The organism is Collinsella sp. Sow4_D11, from assembly GCF_052116465.1.
In the GTDB taxonomy this organism is placed as follows: domain Bacteria; phylum Actinomycetota; class Coriobacteriia; order Coriobacteriales; family Coriobacteriaceae; genus Collinsella.
Window position 1 is genome coordinate 18,328 of sequence record NZ_JBQKLA010000004.1, and the last position, 20,613, is coordinate 38,940.

Sequence of the window (20,613 nt, forward strand, 5' to 3'; positions counted from 1 at the left end):
TGCCGCATTGACGGTTTTGATTCGGTCCGATTTGGGTGCCGGGGGAACCGTCGACGGTAAATAATCCGTGCTTTGCCGATAGACGGTTTAAACAACCCCAAGAAATGCTATCGTGCCTAGCCATACATATTCATTAGAGGTGAAGCCATGCCAAAAGCGATTTACGAAGGAATCTACCGCGAGATCCGTTCGCGCATCATTAACGGGACCTATGCGTTTCAGGAGATGCTGCCAACCGAAGCCGAGCTGACCGCAGAGTTCGACTGCACGCGCAATACCGTCCGCCGCGCATTGAGCATGCTGGCCGACGAGATGTTTGTGCAGCCCATACACGGCAAGGGCGTACGCGTTATTTGGCTCAAGGGCGAAACCGACATGCTGGGCGCGCTCGAGGAAGTCGAGTCGTTTGGCGAATTTGCAAAGCGCAACAATGCCGTTGCATCGACGGACGTTAAGTCCTTTGAACATCTGGTCTGCACCGAGCAGCTCTCTCGTCGCCTGGGCTTTAAGGTGGGCGAGGAGCTGATTCGCGTAGTGCGTGTCCGAAGCCTCAACGGCAGCGCGCGCCAAGTGGACCATGGCTACTTTTTGGAGTCGATCGCCAAGGGTCTGACCCCCGAGATCGCGGCAGAATCTATCTACGACTATCTGGAGCACAAGCGCGGCATCAAAGTGATGGCAAGTCGCCGTACGGTGAGTGTCGAGCTCGCCAACGATGAAGACTGCAGCTATCTTGACCTCGGCAAATACAACTGCGTCGCCGTCATGGAGAGTCAGTCGTACACTTCGGACGGCATCTTGTTCGAGGTGACGCATGCTCGCACACACCCCGAGATCTTCCATTACCGCATCAATTCCAAGCGATAGGTAACAGACGCATAAGCTTGCGTTTCGATATGAAGCGCCCCATGCGGTCGATGGGATATCGGCCGTACTGGGCGCTTTAATTGTTTAGACAATATTTGTCAAGTACGAATGTATCAAGAACCGTTCACCGAAGTATTTCTACCGCTCTAGTAATACTTGTTCAAACAACTGTCCAAATAGCGTATTGTACAAATCAGAAAAAGGGGCAAAGTCCCCGAGCCAATCTCCGAAGGTGGCGGCAAAGGGTGCCGCCACGGTGTGAAAGGGTGGATTGTAATGAAGAACGAAATGAGCAGAAGGCAGTTCCTGGGCTTCGCTGGCTCCGCGGCCACGGTCTTTGGCCTGGGTCTCGTGGGCTGCGGTGGCTCCGCCGGCTCCGGCTCCTCTGCTTCTGGTGACGCTGCCGAGGTCTACTTCCTCCAATTCAAGCCCGAGGTCGACAAGGAGTGGAAGGAGATCGCCAAGGCGTACAAGGAGGAGAAGGGCGTCGAGGTCAAGATCGTGACCGCCGCCTCCAACACCTACGAGGAGAAGCTTAAGTCCGAGATGTCCAAGAGCTCCGCTCCGACCTTGTTCCAGGTCAACGGCCCCACCGGTCTTAAGAACTGGAAGGACTACTGCGCCGACCTGTCCGATACCAAGGTCCGCGGTGAGCTCGTCGACGACTCCCTGGCTCTGCAGTCCGACGGCAAGGATCTAGGTATCGACTGGGTCCAGGAGAGCTACGGCATCATCTACAACAAGCAGCTGCTCGAGAAGGCTGGCTACAAGGCCGAGGACATCAACTCCTTTGACAAGCTGAAGGCTTGCGCCGATGACATTCAGGCCCGCAAGGACGAGCTTGGCGTTGACGGTGCCTTCACTTCCGCCGGCATGGATGACTCCTCCAGCTGGCGCTACACCACCCACCTCGCCAACCTCCCGCTCTACTACGAGTTCGAGAAGGAGCACAACCAGGAGGATGACGAGATTAAGGGCGAGTATCTCGACAACTTTAAGCAGATCTTCGACCTGTACATCACCGACTCCACCTGCGATCCTTCGCAGCTTGCCTCCAAGACCGGCGACGACGCCTCCAACGAGTTCGCAACCGGCAAGGCCGTCTTCTATCAGAACGGCTCTTGGGCCTACGCCGACCTCATCAAGGCCGGTATGACCGACGATCAGATTGGCATGATGCCCATCTACATCGGTGTCGACGGCGAGGAGAACCAGGGCCTGTGCTCCGGCGGCGAGAACTACTGGTGCGTGAGCTCCCAGGCTTCCGAGGATGCCCAGAAGGCTACCGAGGACTTCATGTATTGGTGCGTCACTTCTGACACTGCCACCAGCATCATCGCTGACAAGATGGGTCTGACTGCCCCGTTCAAGAGCGCCAAGGACACCACCAACGTCTTCTCGCAGCAGGCTGTTGCCATGGCTAAGGACGGCAAGAAGACCGTCGCTTGGGACTTCGTTTACATCCCCTCTGAGGAGTGGAAGAAGAACCTCAAGCAGGCTCTGATTGCCTATGCTGCCGATAACACCAAGTGGGACGGCGTCAAGAACGCCTTCGTCGATGGCTGGAAGACCGAGAAGGCTGCTTCCGAGTAAGCAGTTGCTGCCCAAGCTATCTGATTGGCGACAGGGGGCGGGCAGACGTCGGTTTGCCCGCCCCCTGCATATTGAAAGGACCCTTCTATGGGCAAAGCACTCAAGCGCTGGTGGCCGCTCTTTATGCTGCCCACGTGCCTGGCGTTTATGATCGGGTTCGTGATCCCCTTTATCCAGGGTTTCTATCTCTCGTTCTGCCAGTTTATTACCATTAACAACACGCACTTCGTCGGTATCGAGAACTACGTGCGTGCACTGTCCGATCCGCAGTTTGCCACGTCGTTCTTCTTTACGGTGGCGTTTGCTTTCCTGTCGACGGTGCTCATCAACGTGATCGCCCTCGCCATCGCGCAGGCGCTCACCCGCAAGGCGCTCAAGGGCACCAACATCTTCCGTACGATCTTCTTCATGCCTAACCTGATCGGCGGCATCGTGCTGGGCTACATTTGGCAGATTCTGATCAACTGCCTGCTCTCCAACATCGGTGCCGACCTTATCGCCCTTAACTCTGCTGCTGGCTTCTGGGGCCTTATCATCCTGACCCTGTGGCAGCAGGTCGGCTACATGATGATCATCTACATCGCCGGTCTGCAGTCCATTCCGTCCGACTACATCGAGGCCGCCAAGGTCGACGGCGCTACGGCATGGCAGACGTTTTGGAAGGTTAAGATCCCCAACCTGATGCCGACGATCACCATCTGCCTGTTCCTGTCCATCACCAACGGCTTTAAACTGTTCGACCAGAACCTCGCCCTTACCGGTGGCGCCCCGGCGCACTCCACCGAGATGCTCGCCCTGAACATCTACAACACGTTCTATTCGCGTGCTGGCATCGCATGGCAGGGCATCGGTCAGGCCAAGGCGGTTATCTTCTGCATCCTGGTCGTCGCTATTTCCATGATCCAGCTTAAGGCCACGAGGTCCAAGGAGGTGCAGCAGTAATGAAACGCGATAAGGCTATCAACCGTGCGCTCTCGATTTTCTTTACGATCCTGTCGCTCGCATGGATTTACCCCGTGTTCATGATTGCGCTCAATTCCTTTAAGAAAGGGACCGCAATCAGCACCACCACGGCATTCGATCTGCTCACGCCCGAGACGTTCAACGGCCTTGCAAACTACGTGCACGCCCTTAACGAGCAGGGCTTTGCCTCGGCGTTTATGTACTCGCTCATCATCACGGTCACGTCGGTCGTGCTGATCTTGGTGTGCTGCTCCATGTGCGCTTGGTATGTGGTGCGTGTCAACAGCAAGATCTCGAACTTCTTCTATTACCTGTTCGTGTTCTCGATGGTCGTACCGTTCCAGATGCTCATGTTCACGCTGTCCAATTTGGCGGACCGCATCGGCTTCAACACGCCGTTCAACATCTGCTTTATTTACCTTGGATTTGGCGCGGGCCTGGCGGTCTTTATGTTCGCCGGCTTTGTTAAGAACATCCCGCTCGAGATCGAGGAGGCGGCCATGATCGACGGCTGCAACCCGGTCCAGGTGTTCTTTAAGATCGTCCTTCCCATCATGAAGCCCACCTATCTTTCGGTCGGCATTCTCGAGACCATGTGGGTCTGGAACGACTATCTGCTGCCCTACCTCACCCTCGACTCCACCAAGTACAAGACCATTCCTATTTTGATCCAGTACTTCCGCGGCGGCTACGGTCACGTCGAGCTCGGCCCCATGATGGCCTGCATCATGATGGTCGTTGTCCCCATCGTCCTCATGTACATCCTCTGCCAGAAGTACATCATCGACGGCGTGGTGGCAGGTGCCGTCAAGGGCTGATGCCGTAACTGTTTTGCAAGTTTCTGCGGCGCCCCTCAGCGTGGCGCCGCGTATCGAAAGGTAGAGACATGGCCGAGATCGTTCTCAAACATGTTCAGAAGGTGTATCCCAACAACGAGTCCAAAAAGAAGGGCTTCTTTGGCAAAAAGAAGAAGACCGAGGAGAAGAAGCACAACCTCAAGGTTACCGAGGATGGCGTGCTCGCTGTAGAGGACTTCAACCTCACTGTTCACGACCAGGAGTTTATCGTCCTCGTTGGTCCCTCTGGCTGCGGTAAGTCCACGACGATGCGCATGGTTGCCGGCCTGGAGGACATTACCTCGGGCGACGTGCTCATCGACGGCAAGCGCGTCAACGACGTGGCACCCAAGGACCGTGACATTGCCATGGTGTTCCAGAGCTACGCTCTGTACCCCAACATGACGGTGTACGAGAACATGGCGTTTACGCTTGAGCTCAAGAAGGTCCCCAAAGACGAGATTGACCGCAAGGTTCGCTCCGCTGCCGAGATTTTGGGTATCACCGAGTACCTCGACCGTAAGCCTAAGGCGCTTTCGGGCGGCCAGCGTCAGCGCGTTGCCATCGGCCGCGCCATCGTGCGTGACCCCAAGGTATTCCTGATGGACGAGCCGCTGTCCAACCTGGACGCCAAGCTTCGTAACCAGATGCGTGCCGAGCTCATTAAGCTTCGCCACGAGATCAAAGGTACATTCATCTATGTTACCCACGACCAGACCGAGGCTATGACCCTCGGCGACCGCATCGTGGTCATGAAGGACGGCGTTGTTCAGCAGATCGCCACGCCGCAGGAGGTCTTCAACCATCCCGCGAACATCTTTGTCGCCGGCTTCATCGGCGTGCCGCAGATGAACTTCTTCGATGCCCAGCTGGTGCGCTCGGGCGAGGGCTTTACCGTCAAGACCGACGACATGAATGTCGCGCTGGCCCCCGAGACCTGCGCTCAGCTTGCGCTTAACTGGGACGGCGGGGACATGAAGGAGATCACGGCCGGCGTGCGTCCCGAGCAGATTCTGCTTGCCGACAAGGGCGAGGAGGGTGCGCTTCAGGGCACCATCGAGGTCACCGAGCTCATGGGTTCGACCGAGCACGTTCATGTGACGTCTCCCGACGGCCAGTTTGTCCTGATCATCCCTGTCGTCGACCTCGAGGCCAGGGGTTCGCTCAAGGCCGGCGACCCCATCTGGTTCAAGTTCGAGAAGAATGCGACCCACCTCTTCGATAAGGTCTCTGGCAAGAACCTTATCTAGGCCCGATTCAATCAGGCCCTCCTTTTGGGCGACTGCGGTTTTGCCATCCTTTTGCCGTAGTCACATATAAGGCTCCCCTCTCGTCCGCTGAGCGAGAGGGGAGCCTTTCTTTGTGATGGGGCCGTTCATCTGTCAGTTTGTCTTGATCTGTAACAGGTAGGGCCGATTCCGGACGTTAGATGTTACAGATCGAGACGGTTCCACTGAGCTAACCATTTCATCTAAATCTGTAACACCAGAGGCGAATTTCAGCTGCTAGATGTTACAGATTGAGATATTGCTGCAGGACGATTCCGTTTGTCTCAATCTGTAACATCTGGAAGGTCAATCAGGGTCTAACTGTTACAGGTTGAGACAAACCCCCGTGGGAGGTCCGGTATGTCTTGATCTGTAACAGGAAGAGCCAATTTTGGATGCCAGATGTTACAGATCGAGACAGTTCATCGGGACAATTCTGCTTGTCTTGATCTGTAACAGATAGACCCAGTTTTGCCGTCTAGGTGTTACAGGCCGAGATTATTTGGTCGAGACAAATCACAGGCCGGCGTATCGGCACAAAAAACGGAGCCGTGTTGCCACGACTCCGCTTTCAAGAGGATGGGTAAAGGAAACGAAATTAGCTCAGGTGCCAAATCTCGTCGTTGTACTGGGAGATCGTGCGGTCGGACGAGAAGGTGCCGGCGTTGGCGATGTTGATTAGCGCCTTGCGCATCCAGGTGTCCCGGTCCTCGTAGTCTGTTAGCACGCGCTCCTTGGTCTGGATGTACTCCTCAATGTCGAGCAGGGCCATAAACCAGTCCTTGCCCTTAATGTCGTCGTGCAGACGCTGCAAACGCTCGGCATTGCCCGTTGCCATAAAGGCGGGGTTGGTGATAAAGTCCACCAGCAGCTTAATACCGGGCTTGCGGTAGAGCGCGCCGGCGTTATAGCTGCCGTCGGCGTAGAGCTGCTCGACCTGTTTGGACGAGGCGCCAAAGGTGTAGATGTTCTCGTCGCCCACGAGTTCGGCGATCTCGACATTGGCGCCGTCGAGCGTGCACAGGGTCAAAGCACCGTTGAGCATGAACTTCATGTTGGAGGTGCCGCTCGCCTCCTTGGAGGCCAGGCTGATCTGCTCGGAGATGTCGGCGGCGGGAATCACGCGCTCGGCAGCGGTGACGTTATAGTTCTCGATCATGACAACTTGCAGGTAGGGAGCCACGTCGGGATCGTTTGCGATCCACTGTGACAACGTCAGGATCAGATGGATGATGTCCTGGGCGATAGTGTAGGCAGGTGCCGCCTTGCCGCCAAAGATGATGGTGACGGGGTGCTTAGGTCTATTGCCGTTCTTGATGTCGAGGTACTTCCAGATGATGTAGAGCGCGAGCATCTGCTGGCGCTTGTACTCGTGGATACGCTTGACCTGAACATCGATGATCGCGTTGGAGGGAATGGTCACGCCCTGCTCGAGCGCCATGAACTGGCGCATGATGGCCTTGGCCTTGACCTTGGTGGCGGCCAGGCGCTCAAGAACATCCTTGTCGTCAGCGAATTCGGCGAGCTTGCTCAGGTCGCCGGTGCTGCGCCAATCGGTACCGATTACATCGTCGAGCAGGCTGGCAAGTGCGGGGTTGGCTCCCTGGATCCAGCGGCGGAAGGTGATGCCGTTGGTCTTGTTGGAGAACTTTTCGGGATAGATCTCGTAGAACGGGTGAAGCTCGGTGTTCTCCAGGATCTTGGTGTGGAGTGCGGCGACGCCATTGATGGAGAAGCCAAAGTGAATGTCCATGTGGGCCATGTGGACGGTGCCGTACTCGTCGATGATGGCGACGCGCGGGTCGCCATGCTCGGCCTTGGCAATCTCATCGAGTTTGACGATGATGTCGGCGATGGCGGGGGAGACCTTCTGCAGGCTGGCGAGCGGCCATTTCTCGAGCGCCTCGGCAAGGATCGTGTGGTTGGTGTAGGCGACCATGGAGCGTACGATGGTAACGGCTTCGTCAAACTCGATGTCGTGCTCGGTGGTGAGTAGGCGGATGAGCTCGGGAATAACCATGGTGGGGTGCGTGTCGTTGATCTGAACCACGGCGTAGTCGGCCAGATCGTGCAGGTTGCTGCCACGCTCTACGGCCTCGTCGATCAGGAGCTGGGCGGCATTGCTCACCATGAAGTATTCCTGGTAGATGCGAAGCAGGCGGCCCTGCTCATCGGAATCATCCGGATAGAGGAACAGGGTGAGGTTCTTGGCGATCTCGGTCTTGTCGAAGTCGATGGAGCTGCCGGGTACCAGGCCGTCGTCGACACTTGCCAGGTCAAACAGGCGCAGGCGGTTCTTGGTGGGCTGGCCATAACCGGGCACATCGATGTTGACGAGCTTGGAAGTAACGGCAAAATCACCGAACTCAACGGTGTAGGAGCGGTCGTCATCGATCAGGATGTCCTGCTCGCCGAGCCACTCGTCGGGGACGGCCTTCTGCTGGTTGTCGGCAAAGCGCTGGCGGAACAGGCCGTAATGGTAGTTGAGGCCCACGCCGTCACCGGTAAGGCCCAGCGTGGCAATGGAATCCAGGAAGCATGCGGCCAGGCGACCCAAGCCGCCGTTGCCGAGCGAAGGCTCGACCTCGAACTCCTCGATCTTGTTGAGGTCGTGGCCGGCAGCGACGAGCTGGTCCTTAACCTCGTCATAGATGCCGAGGTCGATCATATTGTTGATGAGCAGCTTGCCGATCAAAAACTCGGCAGAGATGTAGTAGAGCTTTTTCTTGCCGTTGTTGAGCGGACAGGCGGCAGAGCGCTCCTGCACGAGCTTGACCAGCAGCTTATAAATACGACGGTCATCGAGCTGCTCGAGCGAGGTGCCAAAGGACTGCTCGGCGAGTTCTGCGAGGCTTATACGGGGCATGTTTCCTCCTGTGGTGAGTCGACTACATGTCAGAAATTCAAAAGAAGCCCGCGCGAGGGATTGGGATGGCCTCGCGCGGGAAAAGCGGTCGCGTCCACACGGTGGGGTGGGGTCGGGCGCGGTGGCTCCTATTGGGGAAGCTCGATTTCGGCTTCCGACGGGATACGGAAGTAGGTCTCGGTCCAGTCGGTGAGCTTGCGCTCGAGTTCGCGGGTGATGGCGCCATCAAGCATGCGCCACGTCCAGTTACCGCCCAGGGTGGCGGGGGTGTTAATGCGCGCCTCGTTGCCCAGATTGAGCAGGTCCTGCATGGTGTAGATACAGGTATCGCTCACGCTGGCGGCGATGGTGCGGTTGAGCGCGTCGGCCATGGACTCGCCTGCCTGCTGGTGGGTATACAGGGCCGCCTGCTCGCGCTGACGCGGGGTGGCCGTTCCCTCATACCAGCCGCGTGCCGTTTCGTTGTCATGCGTTCCGACGTAGGCGACGGTGTTGGCAATGTAGTTGTGCGGCAGGTAGTACGAGTTGGTGCCTTCAAAAGCGAACTGCAGAATCTTCATGCCGGGGAAGCCCGTGGTGTCGCGCATGTCGATGACGCCGGGGGTAAGAAAGCCCAGGTCTTCGGCAATGATGGGAAGCGTGCCGAGCTTTTCCTCGAGCACCTTGAAGAGCTTGAGGCCGGGTCCCTGCGTCCATGAACCATATGACGAATCGGGAGAGGAGAACGGCACCTCCCAAAAGGCTTCAAAGCCGCGGAAGTGGTCCAGACGGATGATATCGTACATGTCGAGGGCAGCACGGACGCGGTCCTCCCACCAGGAGAAGCCGTCTGCTTCCATGGCATCCCAGTCATAGATGGGGTTGCCCCAGTACTGGCCGGTGGCCGAGAACTGATCAGGCGGCGTTCCCGCGACGCTGACGGGATTGCCGGCGGCGTCGATCTTAAAGAGCTCGGGCGTGGCCCACATCTCGACGGAGTCGCGCGAGACGTAGATGGGCAGGTCGCCGATGATCAGGATGTCGTGCTCGTTGGCATAGGCCTTGAGGCGGCTCCACTGGCGATCGAAGAAATACTGCGTCATCTGGTGGTAGAGCATGCGCTCGGGATGGGTGGCGCAGACCTTGGCGGATGCCTCGCCGCGGCGGCGGAGCTCCTCGGGCCACTCCCAAAAGGCTTTGAGTCCGCACTCCTCCTTCACGGTCATAAACTCGCAGTAGGGAATGAGCCAGTCCTCGTTTGCCTGGATAAAGTCGTCGAAATCGGCCGGCTTGTCGGCAGCAAAGCGCTCAGCGGCTCGATCGAGAATCTGACGGCGGCCAACAAAGATGGCACCGTAGTCGACGTTGCTGGGGTCGGAACCAAGGAAGACGCCGTCGATGTCACGCTGCTCCAGATAGCCGGCTTCGATAAGCTCGGCAAAGTCGATCAAGTTGGGGTTGCCTGCGCGGGCCGAGAACGACTGATAGGGCGAATCGCCATAGCTGGTCGTCGTAAGGGGCAGGATTTGCCAGTAATGTTGTTTGCACGAGGCGAGAAAATCGACGAAGTCGTAGGCATTCCAGCCAAAGCCGCCGATTCCGTATGGTCCGGGCAGAGATGAGACGGGCATGAGGACGCCGCTTGCACGCTCCATGAATGCGCTCACCAACCTTCTTGTTGTGGGGTCGGCCTGCCGATGGGTCTGCAGTCCGCCTCCGATGTTCTGATTCGATACACCTATTGTATACATGTTGTTTAAACATGTATAGGCAAGATAAAAAAGTTGGTCGATTTTCGGCGAATGGTTACATGCCATGAAAAAAGCCCCGGTCTCACATCGTGAGATCGGGGCAAGAACGGTATGTAGGTTTTTGCTACTCGGCGTCGGCGAAGCCGTTGGGGTTGTGGCTCTGCCAGTTCCAGCTGTCGCGGCACATGTCCGCGATGTCGTACTGTGCCTTCCAACCCATCATGCGCTCGGCCTTGGAAGCGTCGCACCAGTTGGCGGCGATGTCGCCGGCGCGGCGCTCGCGAATCACGTAGGGCAGCTCTTTGCCGCAGGCCTTGGAGAAGGCGGCGACAACCTCGAGCACCGAGGTGCCGGTGCCGGTGCCCAGGTTAAAGATCTCGACGCCGGTCTTGCCGTTCATCCAGTTGAGAGCGGCCACATGGCCCGATGCCAGGTCGCACACATGGATGTAATCGCGCACGCCGGTGCCGTCGGGGGTGGGGTAGTCGTTGCCAAAGACCTGAACGGCCTCGAGCTTGCCCACGGCAACCTGCGCGACATAAGGCACCAGGTTGTTGGGGATGCCCTTGGGGTCCTCGCCGATCAGGCCCGACGGATGGGCGCCGATGGGATTGAAGTAGCGGAGCAGCACAACGTCCCACTCGGGATCGGCGGTGTGAACGTCCATAAGGATCTGCTCAATCATCCACTTGGTCCAGCCATAGGGGTTGGTCGCAGGCTTCTTGGGGTCTTCCTCGGTGACGGGCGGGTTATCCGGATCGCCGTAGACGGTCGAGGAGCTCGAGAAGATGATGGACTTGCAGCCATGGTTGCGCATAACGTCGACGAGCACCAGGGTGTTCTCGATGTTGTTGTGGTAGTACTCGACGGGCTTGCTCACCGACTCGCCGACGGCCTTAAAGCCGGCGAAGTGGATGACGCGGTCGATCTGATGAGTATCGAAGATCTTGTTCATGGCATCGCGGTCGAGCACGTTGGCCTCGTAGAAGGTGAGGTTCTTGGCGGCCTTGTCGCCCACGATGGTCTTGACACGGTCGACGGCGACGGCGCTGGAGTTGGAGAGGTCGTCGACGATGACGACCTGGTAGCCACCCTCGAGCAGCTGAACGACGGTGTGCGAGCCGATAAAGCCGGCGCCACCGGTTACGAGGACGCAGGTGTCTTTGGGGTCGAGTGCTTTGGACATGTAGTCTCCTATCGAATCAGGAACACTTCCTGAGGGAGTATAGCGCAGGCAGGGGCACCCAAAACGTGCAGGGCAGGAAAAGCAGACGAACATGCTAACGTACTCATGGAAATGTTTGGCGTGGGCATAACCTTGACTTTGACGTTTGCATACGAGCCGCCGACCATGCGGTTTGCTGCCGTTCGTGGAAATCGTTGGGACGAGCGCGATGTACGCTAATATGTATGAGTTGAGCGACATATAAATAAACATGTAACGGAGTAGATATGTCACCAAACAGCGATTCCATCCTTTCCCAGGAGCTTTCGCGTCGCACTGCCCTCAAGGCCTTGTTCGGCGCCGCTTCTGCAGCCGTTCTTTTTGGTCTGCCCGCTCGCGCCCATGCTGCGGAGGCCACCAAGGAAACCACCGACAAGCTCAATGCGGCCCAGGCTCAGCTTGACGAGGTCCAGGCCCAGCTCGACAGCATCGCAAATGAATACGCGGCGCTGGCCAACAAGAACGCCCAGACTCTCAACGATATCGAGAGCGTACAGGGCCAGATTGACAGCACGCAGGCGCAGATTGACGAAAAGAAGGCCGAGCTCAAAAAGAAGCGCGGCGATCTTTCCGATCGCGTTTCCGCCAACTATAAGTCGGGCGGCACCAACATCCTGTCGCTGCTGCTCGCCTCGGGCTCGTTTGAGGAGCTCGTCGCCAATGCGCACTATGTTGAGAAGATCAACAAGAGCGACCGCGACGCCATCGAGGATATCCAGACCATCCAGAAAGAGCTCGATACACAGAAGTCCGAGCTCGAGTCGCAAAAAGCCGACTTGGAGAAGCTCAAGGACCAGCAGACTGCCCAGATGCAGGACATGCAGGCCAAGCAGCAAGAGGTCCAGACGGTTCTGAACGGCCTCTCCGACGATGTCAAGGAGCTCATGGCTCAGCGCGATTCCGAGATTCTCGCTGCCGCCCAGGCTGAGGAGGCTGCCAAGAAGGCTGCCGCTGCTGCGGCTGCCGCAAACAAGAACAATTCCTACTCGGGTGGTTCAAACTCGGGTGGCGGATCGTATGCGCCCGGAAATCCGCAACAGAATGCCGGCTCGGGCAAGCAGCAGGCTGTCGTCAACGCATGCTACTCCACGCCTTCGCCTGGCCTAAACTGGTGCGCCGCCTGGGTCACCAACGTCTTCCGCAACGCCGGCGTGGGCTACTTTGGCGGCAACGCGTGCGACATGTTTAACGCCTGGTGCTACAGCTCCGATCGTTCGGCGCTGCAGGTGGGCATGATCGTGGCCGACTCGTCGCACAGTGGCACCGGTATGCCGGGTCTGCTGTACGGACACGTGGGCATCTATGTTGGCGGCGGCATCGTTATGAGTAACGAGGGCGCCATCACGTCGAGGTCGCTTGACTCGTTCATTAGCTTTTACGGCACTGGCTCTGGTGTGCGCTGGGGCTGGCTTGGCGGTATTGCGCTGTCGTAGCTGCGGCTTGGTCCGGGACAGTCCGAGAGGCATAAGGTTGCCTGCTCGGGCAGTCCTGCGCAAGACGAAGGCCACATTAAGTGGCCTTCTTTGCGTGCGGAACTCGCGATCAACCTTATGCCTCGCCCGCAGCCCCGGACCTTCCGGGCTCAAGGCGCGACACACCGGACTGGTTGTCTGAATTAAAGAAAGTGAAGGCCCCTTTTGGGGCCTTCTTTTTATAAAAATTCGCCTACTCGGTGGACTTCGGGTTCTAGGTCTACGCCGAATTGGTCTTTGACGGTTGCTTGGATGTGGCGGATGAGTTCGTCGACGTCGGCGGCGGTGGCGTGGTCGGCGTTGACGATGAAGCCGCAGTGTTTTTCGCTCACCTGGGCGCCGCCGACGGAATGGCCGCGCAGGCCGGCATCCATGATGAGCTTACCGGCAAAGTGGCCCTCGGGGCGCTTGAAAGTGGAGCCGGCACTCGGCATGTCGAGCGGCTGCTTGTCCTCGCGGCGTTGGCGGTAGTCGTCCATGTCGGCCTTGATCATCGCGGCGTTACCCGGGGCGAGATTGAAGGTGGCCGAAAGCACGATGAAGCCGTCGTCGGCGATGCGGCTCTTGCGATAGCCCAGATTGAGCTCGTCGACATCGAACTCGATGATGCTGCCGCTACCGCGGGTGCCGTCGTCGAGCATGCGGGCGGGCTTGTAGACGCGTACAGACTCCAGCACGTCGGCCATGCAGGCACCGTAGGCGCCGGCGTTCATGTAGCAGGCGCCGCCGACCGATCCGGGGATGCCCGAGATGGGCTCCATGCCGGTGAGGCAGGCCTCGGCTGCCGCGGCCGCAACATCCGAAAGCAGCGCACCGGCTGCTGCCGTAACGTGCGTGCCGTCGACGGTAATGTCGGAGAGGCCCTCGCCTAGCGCTACGACGACGCCGCGTATGCCCTTGTCGCCGACGAGTAGGTCGGAGCCGTTGCCCATGATGGTGAGTGGCAGATCGCAGCGATAGCAGGTATCGAGCGTGGCGACGAGGCCCTGCTCGGTGTCGGGCGTGACAAAGACGTCGGCCGGGCCGCCAATCTTAAACGTGGTGTGCTCGCGCATGGGCTCGCTCATCAACACGTTGTCCTCGCCGGCAACGCCAGCGAGCGCGCACAGCAGGTCCTCGTTAAAAAAGTCGTTCTCGTGCATCCGAATATCCGCCTTTTGGTGGTCGTTGTCATCAATCGATTGCAATATACCCCACCTGGACGTATTTGGTGCGCTGGCGGCGATAAAACAGCCGTCTACCGGATTGGTAAAGTGTTTATCATCGAGGTAGAGGGGCAGTCGCTATACTTTCAAGAGATTGCGCGTAAACCCGGAAGGAGCGAGATGGCCAACAAAGTCACCCTCAAGCAGATCGCCCAGGAGGTGGGGCTTTCCCCCTCGTCGGTCTCGCTTGTTCTCAACAATCGGCCTTGTCGCATCTCGGAAGAAAACCGCAAGCTCATCAAGGAGGTCGCGGCGCGCAACCACTATGTTCCCAACCAGATTGCGCGCAGCCTGGTCATGCGCGAGTCACGCACCCTGGGCCTTATCGTCCCCAACATCGAGAGCCGATTTTTTGCCTCACTTGCCGGTAGCTTGGAAAAGCGCTGCCGCGAGGACGGCTATGCGCTCTTTATTACCAGCTCGGGCGGAAGCGCCGACGACGACCTGGAACTGCTGCGCCAGCTGGTGACGCGCGGCGTCGATGGTGTCTTCCTGGTGGTAGGCGACGAGTTCTCGGACGACCGTGCCCTGCGCGAAGAGGTCAGCCATCTACCCATCCCTGCCGTGATGGTCGACCGCGCCATTGAGGGGCTCGAGTGCGACAAGGTGATGTTCGACCACGAGATGGGTGGCTATATGGCTACCCGCTATCTGATCGAGCAGGGCCACCGTCGCATTGCCTGCTTGGTTAATGCGCGTCGTTCCAATACGGGTCGCAAACGACTTGCCGGCTATGAGCGCGCGCTGCGCGAGGTTGGCCTGCCTATCGACGCGCGTTTGGAGTTTGAGAGCGAGTACTACATTCCGAGCGCCTACGAGGCCTCGGAGGCGGTGCTCGCAACCGACGCCACTGCCGTATTCGCGAGCTCGGACAACATTGCCCTCGGTTTGCTCAAGCGTTTGCACGAGATGGGGAAGAGCATCCCAGGCGATATTTCGGTGGTGAGCTATGACAACTCGGCGGCCGACGTTCTCTTTGAGCCGGCGCTGACCGCCATTGAGCAGGATCCTGGTGTCCTCGCGGAACATGCTTTTGGCTGCATGTCCAAGCGTCTTGCCGGTAGGGGCGGTAGGCGTGCCGAAGAGGTCGTCCTGGAGCCGGCGCTTATCGTTAAGGGCAGCGTGCTCGAGCTTACTAAACATAACTAAACACGTTTATCAATTTGCAGAGACCGAATGTGGAGCACCTGTGGCAGACAATGCCGCAGGTGAATGTCGCGTTTTGTTGATCGATGTGATTGATAAGGGTGATAAAACGTTTTTTCACCCTGATAAAACGTTTTAGCAAATATACTAGTCCCAAGGAATGGTTGCCGTATTGGAGGGCGACCGCACAGCGGAGGGACATAAACAATGGCTAAAACACTGGGGACGCCGTGGAAAAAGCTGGGCCACGAGGTGCCGGCTTCCGAGCTCGAGGGCGTCGACCTGTATTGGCGTGCATCGAATTATCTGTCCGTCGGTCAGATCTACCTTCGCTCTAACCCGCTCATGCGCCCCGACTTTGTCGATGAGAAAACCGGCGAGGTGCGCGACTTTGGTCGCCCGGACGTTAAGCACCGCCTGGTCGGTCACTGGGGCACCACGCCCGGCATTAACTTCCTGTTCGGTCATGTCAACCGCCTCATCGCCGATCACAACCAGAACGCGATCTTCTTGATGGGCCCGGGTCACGGTGGTCCCGCTGGCACCGCCCAGTCGTTGCTCGATGGTACCTACCGCGAGATTCGCCCCGACATTACCAATGACGAGGCCGGCCTGCAGAAGTTCTTCCGCCAGTTTTCCTACCCCGGCGGTATTCCGAGCCATTTTGCGCCCGAGACGCCTGGCTCCATCCACGAGGGCGGCGAGCTCGGCTACACGCTCAGCCACGCCTACGGTGCCGTCATGGATAACCCGAGCCTGCTGGCCGTGGCTGTGGTGGGCGACGGCGAGTCCGAGACCGGTCCGCTCGCGACCTCTTGGCAGTCTAATAAGCTCGTGAACCCGGCAACCGATGGTATCGTCCTGCCGATCCTGCACCTCAACGGCTACAAGATCGCCAACCCCACCATTCTTGCCCGCGTGTCCGACGAGGAGCTCACCAAGTTCTTTGAGGGCATGGGCTATAAGCCGCATTTCTTTGTCGCCGGCTTTGACGAGGAGAGCCATGCGAGCATTCATGCGCGTTTCGCCGCCCTGTTCGAGCAGGTCTTCGATGAGATCTGCGACATCAAGGCCACCGCTATGGCTCAGGCCACTGCGGGCGAGACCGTGGTTCGTCCGGCCTATCCCATGATCGTGTTCCGTACGCCCAAGGGTTGGACCTGCCCCAAGCAGATTGATGGCAAGAAGACCGAGGACTCCTGGCGCGCCCATCAGGTGCCGCTGGCGAGTGCCAAGGACACCCACGAGCATTTCCGCGTGCTGCGCGAGTGGCTGCGCTCCTACAAGCCCGAGGAGCTCTTTACGCCCGAGGGCCAGGTGCGCCCCGAGGTGACGGCCTTTATGCCGACCGGCGAGCTGCGTATCGGCGCCAATCCCAACGCGAACGGCGGCAAGGTACGCCGCGAGCTCGAGCTTCCCGATATTCACGCTCACGAGATCCCCGTCGCAAGTAAGGGCCACGGCTGGGGCTCCACCGAGGCCGCCCGCGTCTTTGGTGAGTACACTGCCGATGTTCTGGCCAAGAACATGGATGATTTTCGCATCTTCGGTCCCGACGAGACCGCGTCCAACCGCCTGCAGGCTGCCTATAAGGTGACCAAGAAGCAGTGGGATGCCGGTTTCTACGAGGACGATGCCAACGACGAGCTGCTGGCCGGTTCCGGTAAGGTTGTCGAGCAGTTGTCCGAGCACCAGTGCGAGGGCTTCCTCGAGGCCTACGTGCTCACCGGCCGCTCCGGTGTGTGGAGCTCCTACGAGAGCTTTGTCCACGTGGTCGATTCCATGGTCAACCAGCACTGCAAATGGCTCGAAGCAACCAAGCGCGAGATTCCGTGGCGTGCTCCTATCAGCGGCCTCAATATTTTGCTGTCGAGCCATGTCTGGCGCCAGGACCACAACGGCTTTTCGCACCAGGACCCCGGCTTTATCGACCTGCTGCTCAACAAGGCAAACGACACGCATGTCGTGAATGCTTATTATCCGGCCGATGCCAACATGGCCCTTGCTGTGGCCGAGCGCGTCTACCAGTCCACCGACTGCGTCAATGCCATCTTCTGTGGCAAGCAGCCCGCCCCCACCTTCCAGACGGTCGACGAGGCCAAGTCTGAGCTCGCCGAGGGCGTAGCGACCTGGGAGTGGGCATCGACTGCCGACTCGCTCGCCGAGGCCGACGTCGTGGTCGCTACTTGCGGTGACGTGCCGACGCTCGAGGCACTGGCCGCAACCGATATGCTGCGCGGGCTGGGCATCAAGGTCTGGTTTGTCAACGTAGTCGATCTGCTCAAGATCCAGAACGTCTGCGAGAACGACCAAGCCATCAGCGATGAGCGCTGGGCTGAGCTGTTTGGCCGCGGCGAGAAGCCCGTACTCTTCGCATTCCACGCCTATGCCGGCACGATTCGCCGCCTGATCTGGAACCGTCCCGGCCACGATGCCTTCCGCGTTCACGGCTACGAGGAGAAGGGCTCCACGACCACGCCGTTTGACATGCTGCGCCTGAACAACATGGACCGCTGGGCCCTGGCCGCCGACGTGCTGCGCATGGTTGACGCCGATAAGTTTGCCGAGCAGATTGATGAGTGGGAGGCCTTCCGCACCGAGGCCTTTGAGTTCGCGTGCGACGAGGGCTTCGATCACCCGGCCTTTACCGACTGGGTCTGGCCCGACGCCGCAGCCGCAACCGCTGCCGACGGCGTACTCTCCGCAACGCAGCTAACTGCCGGCGACAACGAATAGCATCCGGGACGGTCTCGCGCTGGGGGCGGGCCCCGCGGGGGGGGGGGGGGGGGGGGGGGGCGTGCGCGGGGGCCTGTCCTGTCGGGAGGGCCCCCCCCCGCCCGCCGCCCCGCCCGCCCCCCCCCCCCCCGGGCCCCGGCCCTCTCGACCGTTTCGATATGCGGGGGCTGATTCTTTTTTATGTAATGGGGACCTTGCTTACGCTGCCTTAGAAGCCGTGCATCTAACTATGGTCAGCCAAGATTGCATTGCCGGGGCGGGGCCGGGGTGCTTGGTTTTGGAAGTTCGCGAAGCCCACTTCCAAAACCAAGTACCCCGCCCCCGCCCCTCGTCCGTGAACTTTTTCGCTGGGCGAGCCATAGACACCACGCACCGATGCGGTAAAGCGGCGGCTTGAAATTGGTGCTATATTCAACTTGAGTTGTTTAATACTAGTACGGGAGGCTGATATGGGGCTGTTCAAGAAGAAAAACCCGCAGGATGCCTTTGATCCCGATGTGTTTACCATCACGGATACGATTTTGGACCCGCCGCGGTTTACGTTTTTGCCGGCTATCTACCAGGATGCCACGCGTCGCAAGTGGGCCGTGCATCAGCGCGGCGGCGAGCCGAAGATTTTTGACTATGCGGACGTGCTGCAGTGCGAGATTGTCGAGACCGGAAATCCCGAGGATGTGCCGGAGCTTAGCAATCGCGAACTAGCTCAGCAGATTTTGATTAATCCAGCTCAGGCTACCAAAAACAACGCTGCCAAGCGTAATATGTGCCTTGGTATGGGTGTCATCGTTGCCGTGCAAACCGGCGAGGATGAGATTTCGAAGCTTGAGATTCCGGTGACCGCGGGCGAAGTCAAGCGAGACTCCGGCCTATATCGGTCGTATCGGAACGTTGCGGAGCAGATCAAAGAAGCCTTCGACGCCATGGGGCGTCCGGAGCAATGATGCCCGCAGCATCAAGCGGTTGAGGAGCCTTGCCCATGTCGAGTGAACCATATGCGATTCCGCCCAAAGATCGCGCCTTTGAGGGCATTCTTTGGTATATCAAACATTATGACCTGCAGGGTGGTGACCGGCTGCCCGCCGAGCGTGTGCTCTGTGAAGAGCTGGGCGTGTCACGCACGGCGTTGCGCGCTGCGATCACGCGTCTGATTTCGTGCGGAACTTTGGAAAGCCGCCGCGGTTCGGGCACCTATGTGTGTCCTCCCAAACCGCTGAACATCTTTCAGGAAACATGGAACTATACGCAGGCGGTGGAGAGGGTTGGCTCAAAGTCGACCGCGCGCCTGGTTTGGTCCAAGGTCGTGTACGCCGATATCGATTTGGCCCAAAAAGCCCAGATCGACCTGGGCACGCCGCTCTTCTGCATTCGACGTGTGCGCGTGGTTAATGGTTCCCCGGCGTCGATTGAGACGGCTCACGTCAACCTGTCTTTGTGCCCCTCGCTTCCCGATCACGATTTTGAGCAGGAAAGCCTCTACGACGTTTTGCTCAAAGAGGGGAATGTCCATGTGGCGCACGGCAAGGAGTATATTTCCATCAGCCGTCTGAACGCCGACGAGGCCAAGTTGCTGGGTGCCCAGGAGGGCACGCCGGTGTTTTACAAAGCTTCGCACGAGCGTGACGAGAACGATGGCTTTGTCGAGTATTGCAAATCCGTGATTCTGCCGACCAAGTATCGTTTTGCCGATAACGGCGAGGCGGACGGCGTTGCGACGAAGGTGGGTGTCGAATGGCTGATGCAGTAGAAGACTTGCCGGTTTACAAGCAAATTCGCCGCTGCATTGCGGAGCGAATTGAGCGCGGCGACTACCCGACAGGCTCGATGATTCCGTCCGAAAACGAGCTGGCCGAGGAGTTTGGCACGACGCGCCTGACAATCCGAAGCGCCATGGACGAGCTGGTCAAAAGTGGCCAGATTCGTCGGGTACAGGGCAAGGGCGCCTTTGTGGGACACAAGTGGTTTGACGAGCACGAACGCAAGGGCGGCTTCCGCCAGTCGGTTCTGGCGTCGGGTGCGACGCCGTCGGTGCGCATCCTGGCGCGCTCCAAACGCTACGCCGGCCCGTATTACGCCGACCTGTTTGACATCGCCGAGGACGATCTGCTTTACTCGGTGCGCCGTCTCAACTGCATTGATGGTGAGCCCGTATCGATCGAGATGACGCTGATTCCGTGTCTGCTGTTTCCGGGCATCGAAGACGTGGACATTTCGGTCTTCAGCCTGTTCGAGACCTATGACATGTTGGGGCGCAAGCCGGACAAGTCGATTGAGAAACTCGATATTGAAGCGCTGGGCGCACGCGATGCGAGTTTGCTCAATCTTGAGCCGGGCGATCTGGCGCTCGTACTGGAATGCCTGACCTATGACTCGAGTGGGCAGCCGATTGAGCATGCCAAGTCTTTTAACCGCGGCGATGCCGGCGGATATACCTACAACTATTAGCGTTTAGAGCATTCTCGTGCACGGCGGGGTGCTCATTTTTTTACGGACATGTGTCGTATGACCGATGAGCGGCAAAAACTGACCGTCTACCGAGACGGGAGGACGAAATCAAAAAATCGGTATTAAAAACGGCTAACCTGTAATCGTTCACTGGTATTAAGAACCTTTGAATTGTTGAGCTTGGGGCCAAGATGTCCACAAGGTTAAGCGGCGCGACGGGGCGGCAAGCCCGGCCAGTCCGTGCGACAATTCGAACTGCTCGTG

General features: G+C 58.6%; 15 protein-coding genes. 11 read left to right on the top strand and 4 right to left on the bottom strand.

The genetic code is table 11. The annotated features are described in order from the left end of the window. Positions 1-147 precede the first annotated feature (147 nt). From ACTQ40_RS02750 to ACTQ40_RS02770, 5 genes are all read left to right on the top strand, one after another. The gene (locus ACTQ40_RS02750) at positions 148-867 is read left to right on the top strand and encodes a GntR family transcriptional regulator (RefSeq protein WP_427719731.1); all 720 of its coding nucleotides are present in this window, start codon (positions 148-150) and stop codon (positions 865-867) included. A 276-nt stretch (positions 868-1,143) separates the two neighbouring features. Next, positions 1,144-2,460, top strand: a complete 1,317-nt coding sequence (locus tag ACTQ40_RS02755; RefSeq protein ID WP_441563295.1) for an ABC transporter substrate-binding protein — start codon at positions 1,144-1,146, stop codon at positions 2,458-2,460. A gap of 87 nt (positions 2,461-2,547) precedes the next feature. Beyond that, complete coding sequence (locus tag ACTQ40_RS02760; protein WP_152073297.1) at positions 2,548-3,402, top strand: carbohydrate ABC transporter permease; 855 nt, start codon at positions 2,548-2,550, stop codon at positions 3,400-3,402. Beyond that, on the top strand, positions 3,402-4,241 hold the full coding sequence (locus ACTQ40_RS02765; RefSeq protein ID WP_154515140.1) for a carbohydrate ABC transporter permease: 840 nt from the start codon (positions 3,402-3,404) through the stop codon (positions 4,239-4,241). Before ACTQ40_RS02760 ends, ACTQ40_RS02765 begins: the two co-directional genes overlap by 1 nt. A gap of 68 nt (positions 4,242-4,309) precedes the next feature. Further along, a complete protein-coding gene (locus ACTQ40_RS02770) occupies positions 4,310-5,509 on the top strand; it encodes an ABC transporter ATP-binding protein (protein ID WP_427719729.1) in 1,200 nt (399 codons plus the stop codon). Positions 5,510-6,125: 616 nt separating this feature from the next. On the opposite strand, the gene glgP is transcribed toward ACTQ40_RS02770, so the two are convergent. The 3 genes from glgP to galE all read right to left on the bottom strand — a co-directional run bounded on the left by glgP (position 6,126) and on the right by galE (position 11,309). Then, positions 6,126-8,393, bottom strand: coding sequence for a glycogen/starch/alpha-glucan family phosphorylase (glgP, locus tag ACTQ40_RS02775; RefSeq protein WP_441563296.1), 2,268 nt, complete (start codon positions 8,391-8,393; stop codon positions 6,126-6,128). Between the two features lie 128 nt (positions 8,394-8,521). Beyond that, positions 8,522-10,039: a 4-alpha-glucanotransferase gene (gene malQ / locus ACTQ40_RS02780; RefSeq protein WP_441563297.1), complete on the bottom strand. Its 1,518-nt coding sequence runs from the start codon at positions 10,037-10,039 to the stop codon at positions 8,522-8,524. A gap of 208 nt (positions 10,040-10,247) precedes the next feature. Further along, positions 10,248-11,309: a UDP-glucose 4-epimerase GalE gene (gene galE / locus ACTQ40_RS02785; protein WP_427728932.1), complete on the bottom strand. Its 1,062-nt coding sequence runs from the start codon at positions 11,307-11,309 to the stop codon at positions 10,248-10,250. A 266-nt stretch (positions 11,310-11,575) separates the two neighbouring features. Here galE and ACTQ40_RS02790 point away from each other — a divergent pair, with 266 nt between their 5' ends. After that, on the top strand, positions 11,576-12,781 hold the full coding sequence (locus ACTQ40_RS02790) for a PcsB-like coiled-coil domain-containing protein (protein WP_427719726.1): 1,206 nt from the start codon (positions 11,576-11,578) through the stop codon (positions 12,779-12,781). A gap of 218 nt (positions 12,782-12,999) precedes the next feature. On the opposite strand, the gene murB is transcribed toward ACTQ40_RS02790, so the two are convergent. Continuing rightward, positions 13,000-13,962: a UDP-N-acetylmuramate dehydrogenase gene (gene murB / locus ACTQ40_RS02795; RefSeq protein ID WP_441563332.1), complete on the bottom strand. Its 963-nt coding sequence runs from the start codon at positions 13,960-13,962 to the stop codon at positions 13,000-13,002. A gap of 183 nt (positions 13,963-14,145) precedes the next feature. On the opposite strand from murB, the gene ACTQ40_RS02800 reads away from it, so the two are divergent. From ACTQ40_RS02800 to ACTQ40_RS02820, 5 genes are all read left to right on the top strand, one after another. Continuing rightward, entirely contained in the window at positions 14,146-15,174 is a 1,029-nt protein-coding gene (locus ACTQ40_RS02800) for a LacI family DNA-binding transcriptional regulator (protein ID WP_118388843.1), read from the top strand. A 204-nt stretch (positions 15,175-15,378) separates the two neighbouring features. Next, positions 15,379-17,907, top strand: a complete 2,529-nt coding sequence (locus ACTQ40_RS02805; RefSeq protein WP_441563298.1) for a phosphoketolase family protein — start codon at positions 15,379-15,381, stop codon at positions 17,905-17,907. 449 nt (positions 17,908-18,356) lie between these two features. After that, positions 18,357-18,848 carry a hypothetical protein gene (locus ACTQ40_RS02810; RefSeq protein WP_154515126.1) on the top strand — a complete coding sequence of 164 codons (492 nt, stop codon included), beginning with the start codon at positions 18,357-18,359 and terminating at the stop codon, positions 18,846-18,848. 35 nt (positions 18,849-18,883) lie between these two features. Continuing rightward, positions 18,884-19,651 (top strand): GntR family transcriptional regulator, encoded by a 768-nt coding sequence (locus tag ACTQ40_RS02815; protein ID WP_154515124.1) that lies wholly within the window; start codon positions 18,884-18,886, stop codon positions 19,649-19,651. Continuing rightward, positions 19,636-20,349, top strand: coding sequence for a GntR family transcriptional regulator (locus ACTQ40_RS02820; protein ID WP_154515122.1), 714 nt, complete (start codon positions 19,636-19,638; stop codon positions 20,347-20,349). Before ACTQ40_RS02815 ends, ACTQ40_RS02820 begins: the two co-directional genes overlap by 16 nt. The last annotated feature ends 264 nt before the right edge of the window (positions 20,350-20,613 follow it).

What these genes read in the sequence shown, in the direction of transcription:
- ACTQ40_RS02750 (WP_427719731.1), top strand. Translation starts at nt 148, where the DNA reads ATGCCAAAAGCGATTTACGAAGGAATCTACCGCGAGATCCGTTCGCGC.
- ACTQ40_RS02755 (WP_441563295.1), top strand. Translation starts at nt 1,144, where the DNA reads ATGAAGAACGAAATGAGCAGAAGGCAGTTCCTGGGCTTCGCTGGCTCC.
- ACTQ40_RS02760 (WP_152073297.1), top strand. Translation starts at nt 2,548, where the DNA reads ATGGGCAAAGCACTCAAGCGCTGGTGGCCGCTCTTTATGCTGCCCACG.
- ACTQ40_RS02765 (WP_154515140.1), top strand. Translation starts at nt 3,402, where the DNA reads ATGAAACGCGATAAGGCTATCAACCGTGCGCTCTCGATTTTCTTTACG.
- ACTQ40_RS02770 (WP_427719729.1), top strand. Translation starts at nt 4,310, where the DNA reads ATGGCCGAGATCGTTCTCAAACATGTTCAGAAGGTGTATCCCAACAAC.
- glgP (WP_441563296.1), bottom strand. Translation starts at nt 8,393, where the DNA reads ATGCCCCGTATAAGCCTCGCAGAACTCGCCGAGCAGTCCTTTGGCACC.
- galE (WP_427728932.1), bottom strand. Translation starts at nt 11,309, where the DNA reads ATGTCCAAAGCACTCGACCCCAAAGACACCTGCGTCCTCGTAACCGGT.
- ACTQ40_RS02790 (WP_427719726.1), top strand. Translation starts at nt 11,576, where the DNA reads ATGTCACCAAACAGCGATTCCATCCTTTCCCAGGAGCTTTCGCGTCGC.
- murB (WP_441563332.1), bottom strand. Translation starts at nt 13,962, where the DNA reads ATGCACGAGAACGACTTTTTTAACGAGGACCTGCTGTGCGCGCTCGCT.
- ACTQ40_RS02800 (WP_118388843.1), top strand. Translation starts at nt 14,146, where the DNA reads ATGGCCAACAAAGTCACCCTCAAGCAGATCGCCCAGGAGGTGGGGCTT.
- ACTQ40_RS02805 (WP_441563298.1), top strand. Translation starts at nt 15,379, where the DNA reads ATGGCTAAAACACTGGGGACGCCGTGGAAAAAGCTGGGCCACGAGGTG.
- ACTQ40_RS02810 (WP_154515126.1), top strand. Translation starts at nt 18,357, where the DNA reads ATGGGGCTGTTCAAGAAGAAAAACCCGCAGGATGCCTTTGATCCCGAT.
- ACTQ40_RS02815 (WP_154515124.1), top strand. Translation starts at nt 18,884, where the DNA reads ATGTCGAGTGAACCATATGCGATTCCGCCCAAAGATCGCGCCTTTGAG.
- ACTQ40_RS02820 (WP_154515122.1), top strand. Translation starts at nt 19,636, where the DNA reads ATGGCTGATGCAGTAGAAGACTTGCCGGTTTACAAGCAAATTCGCCGC.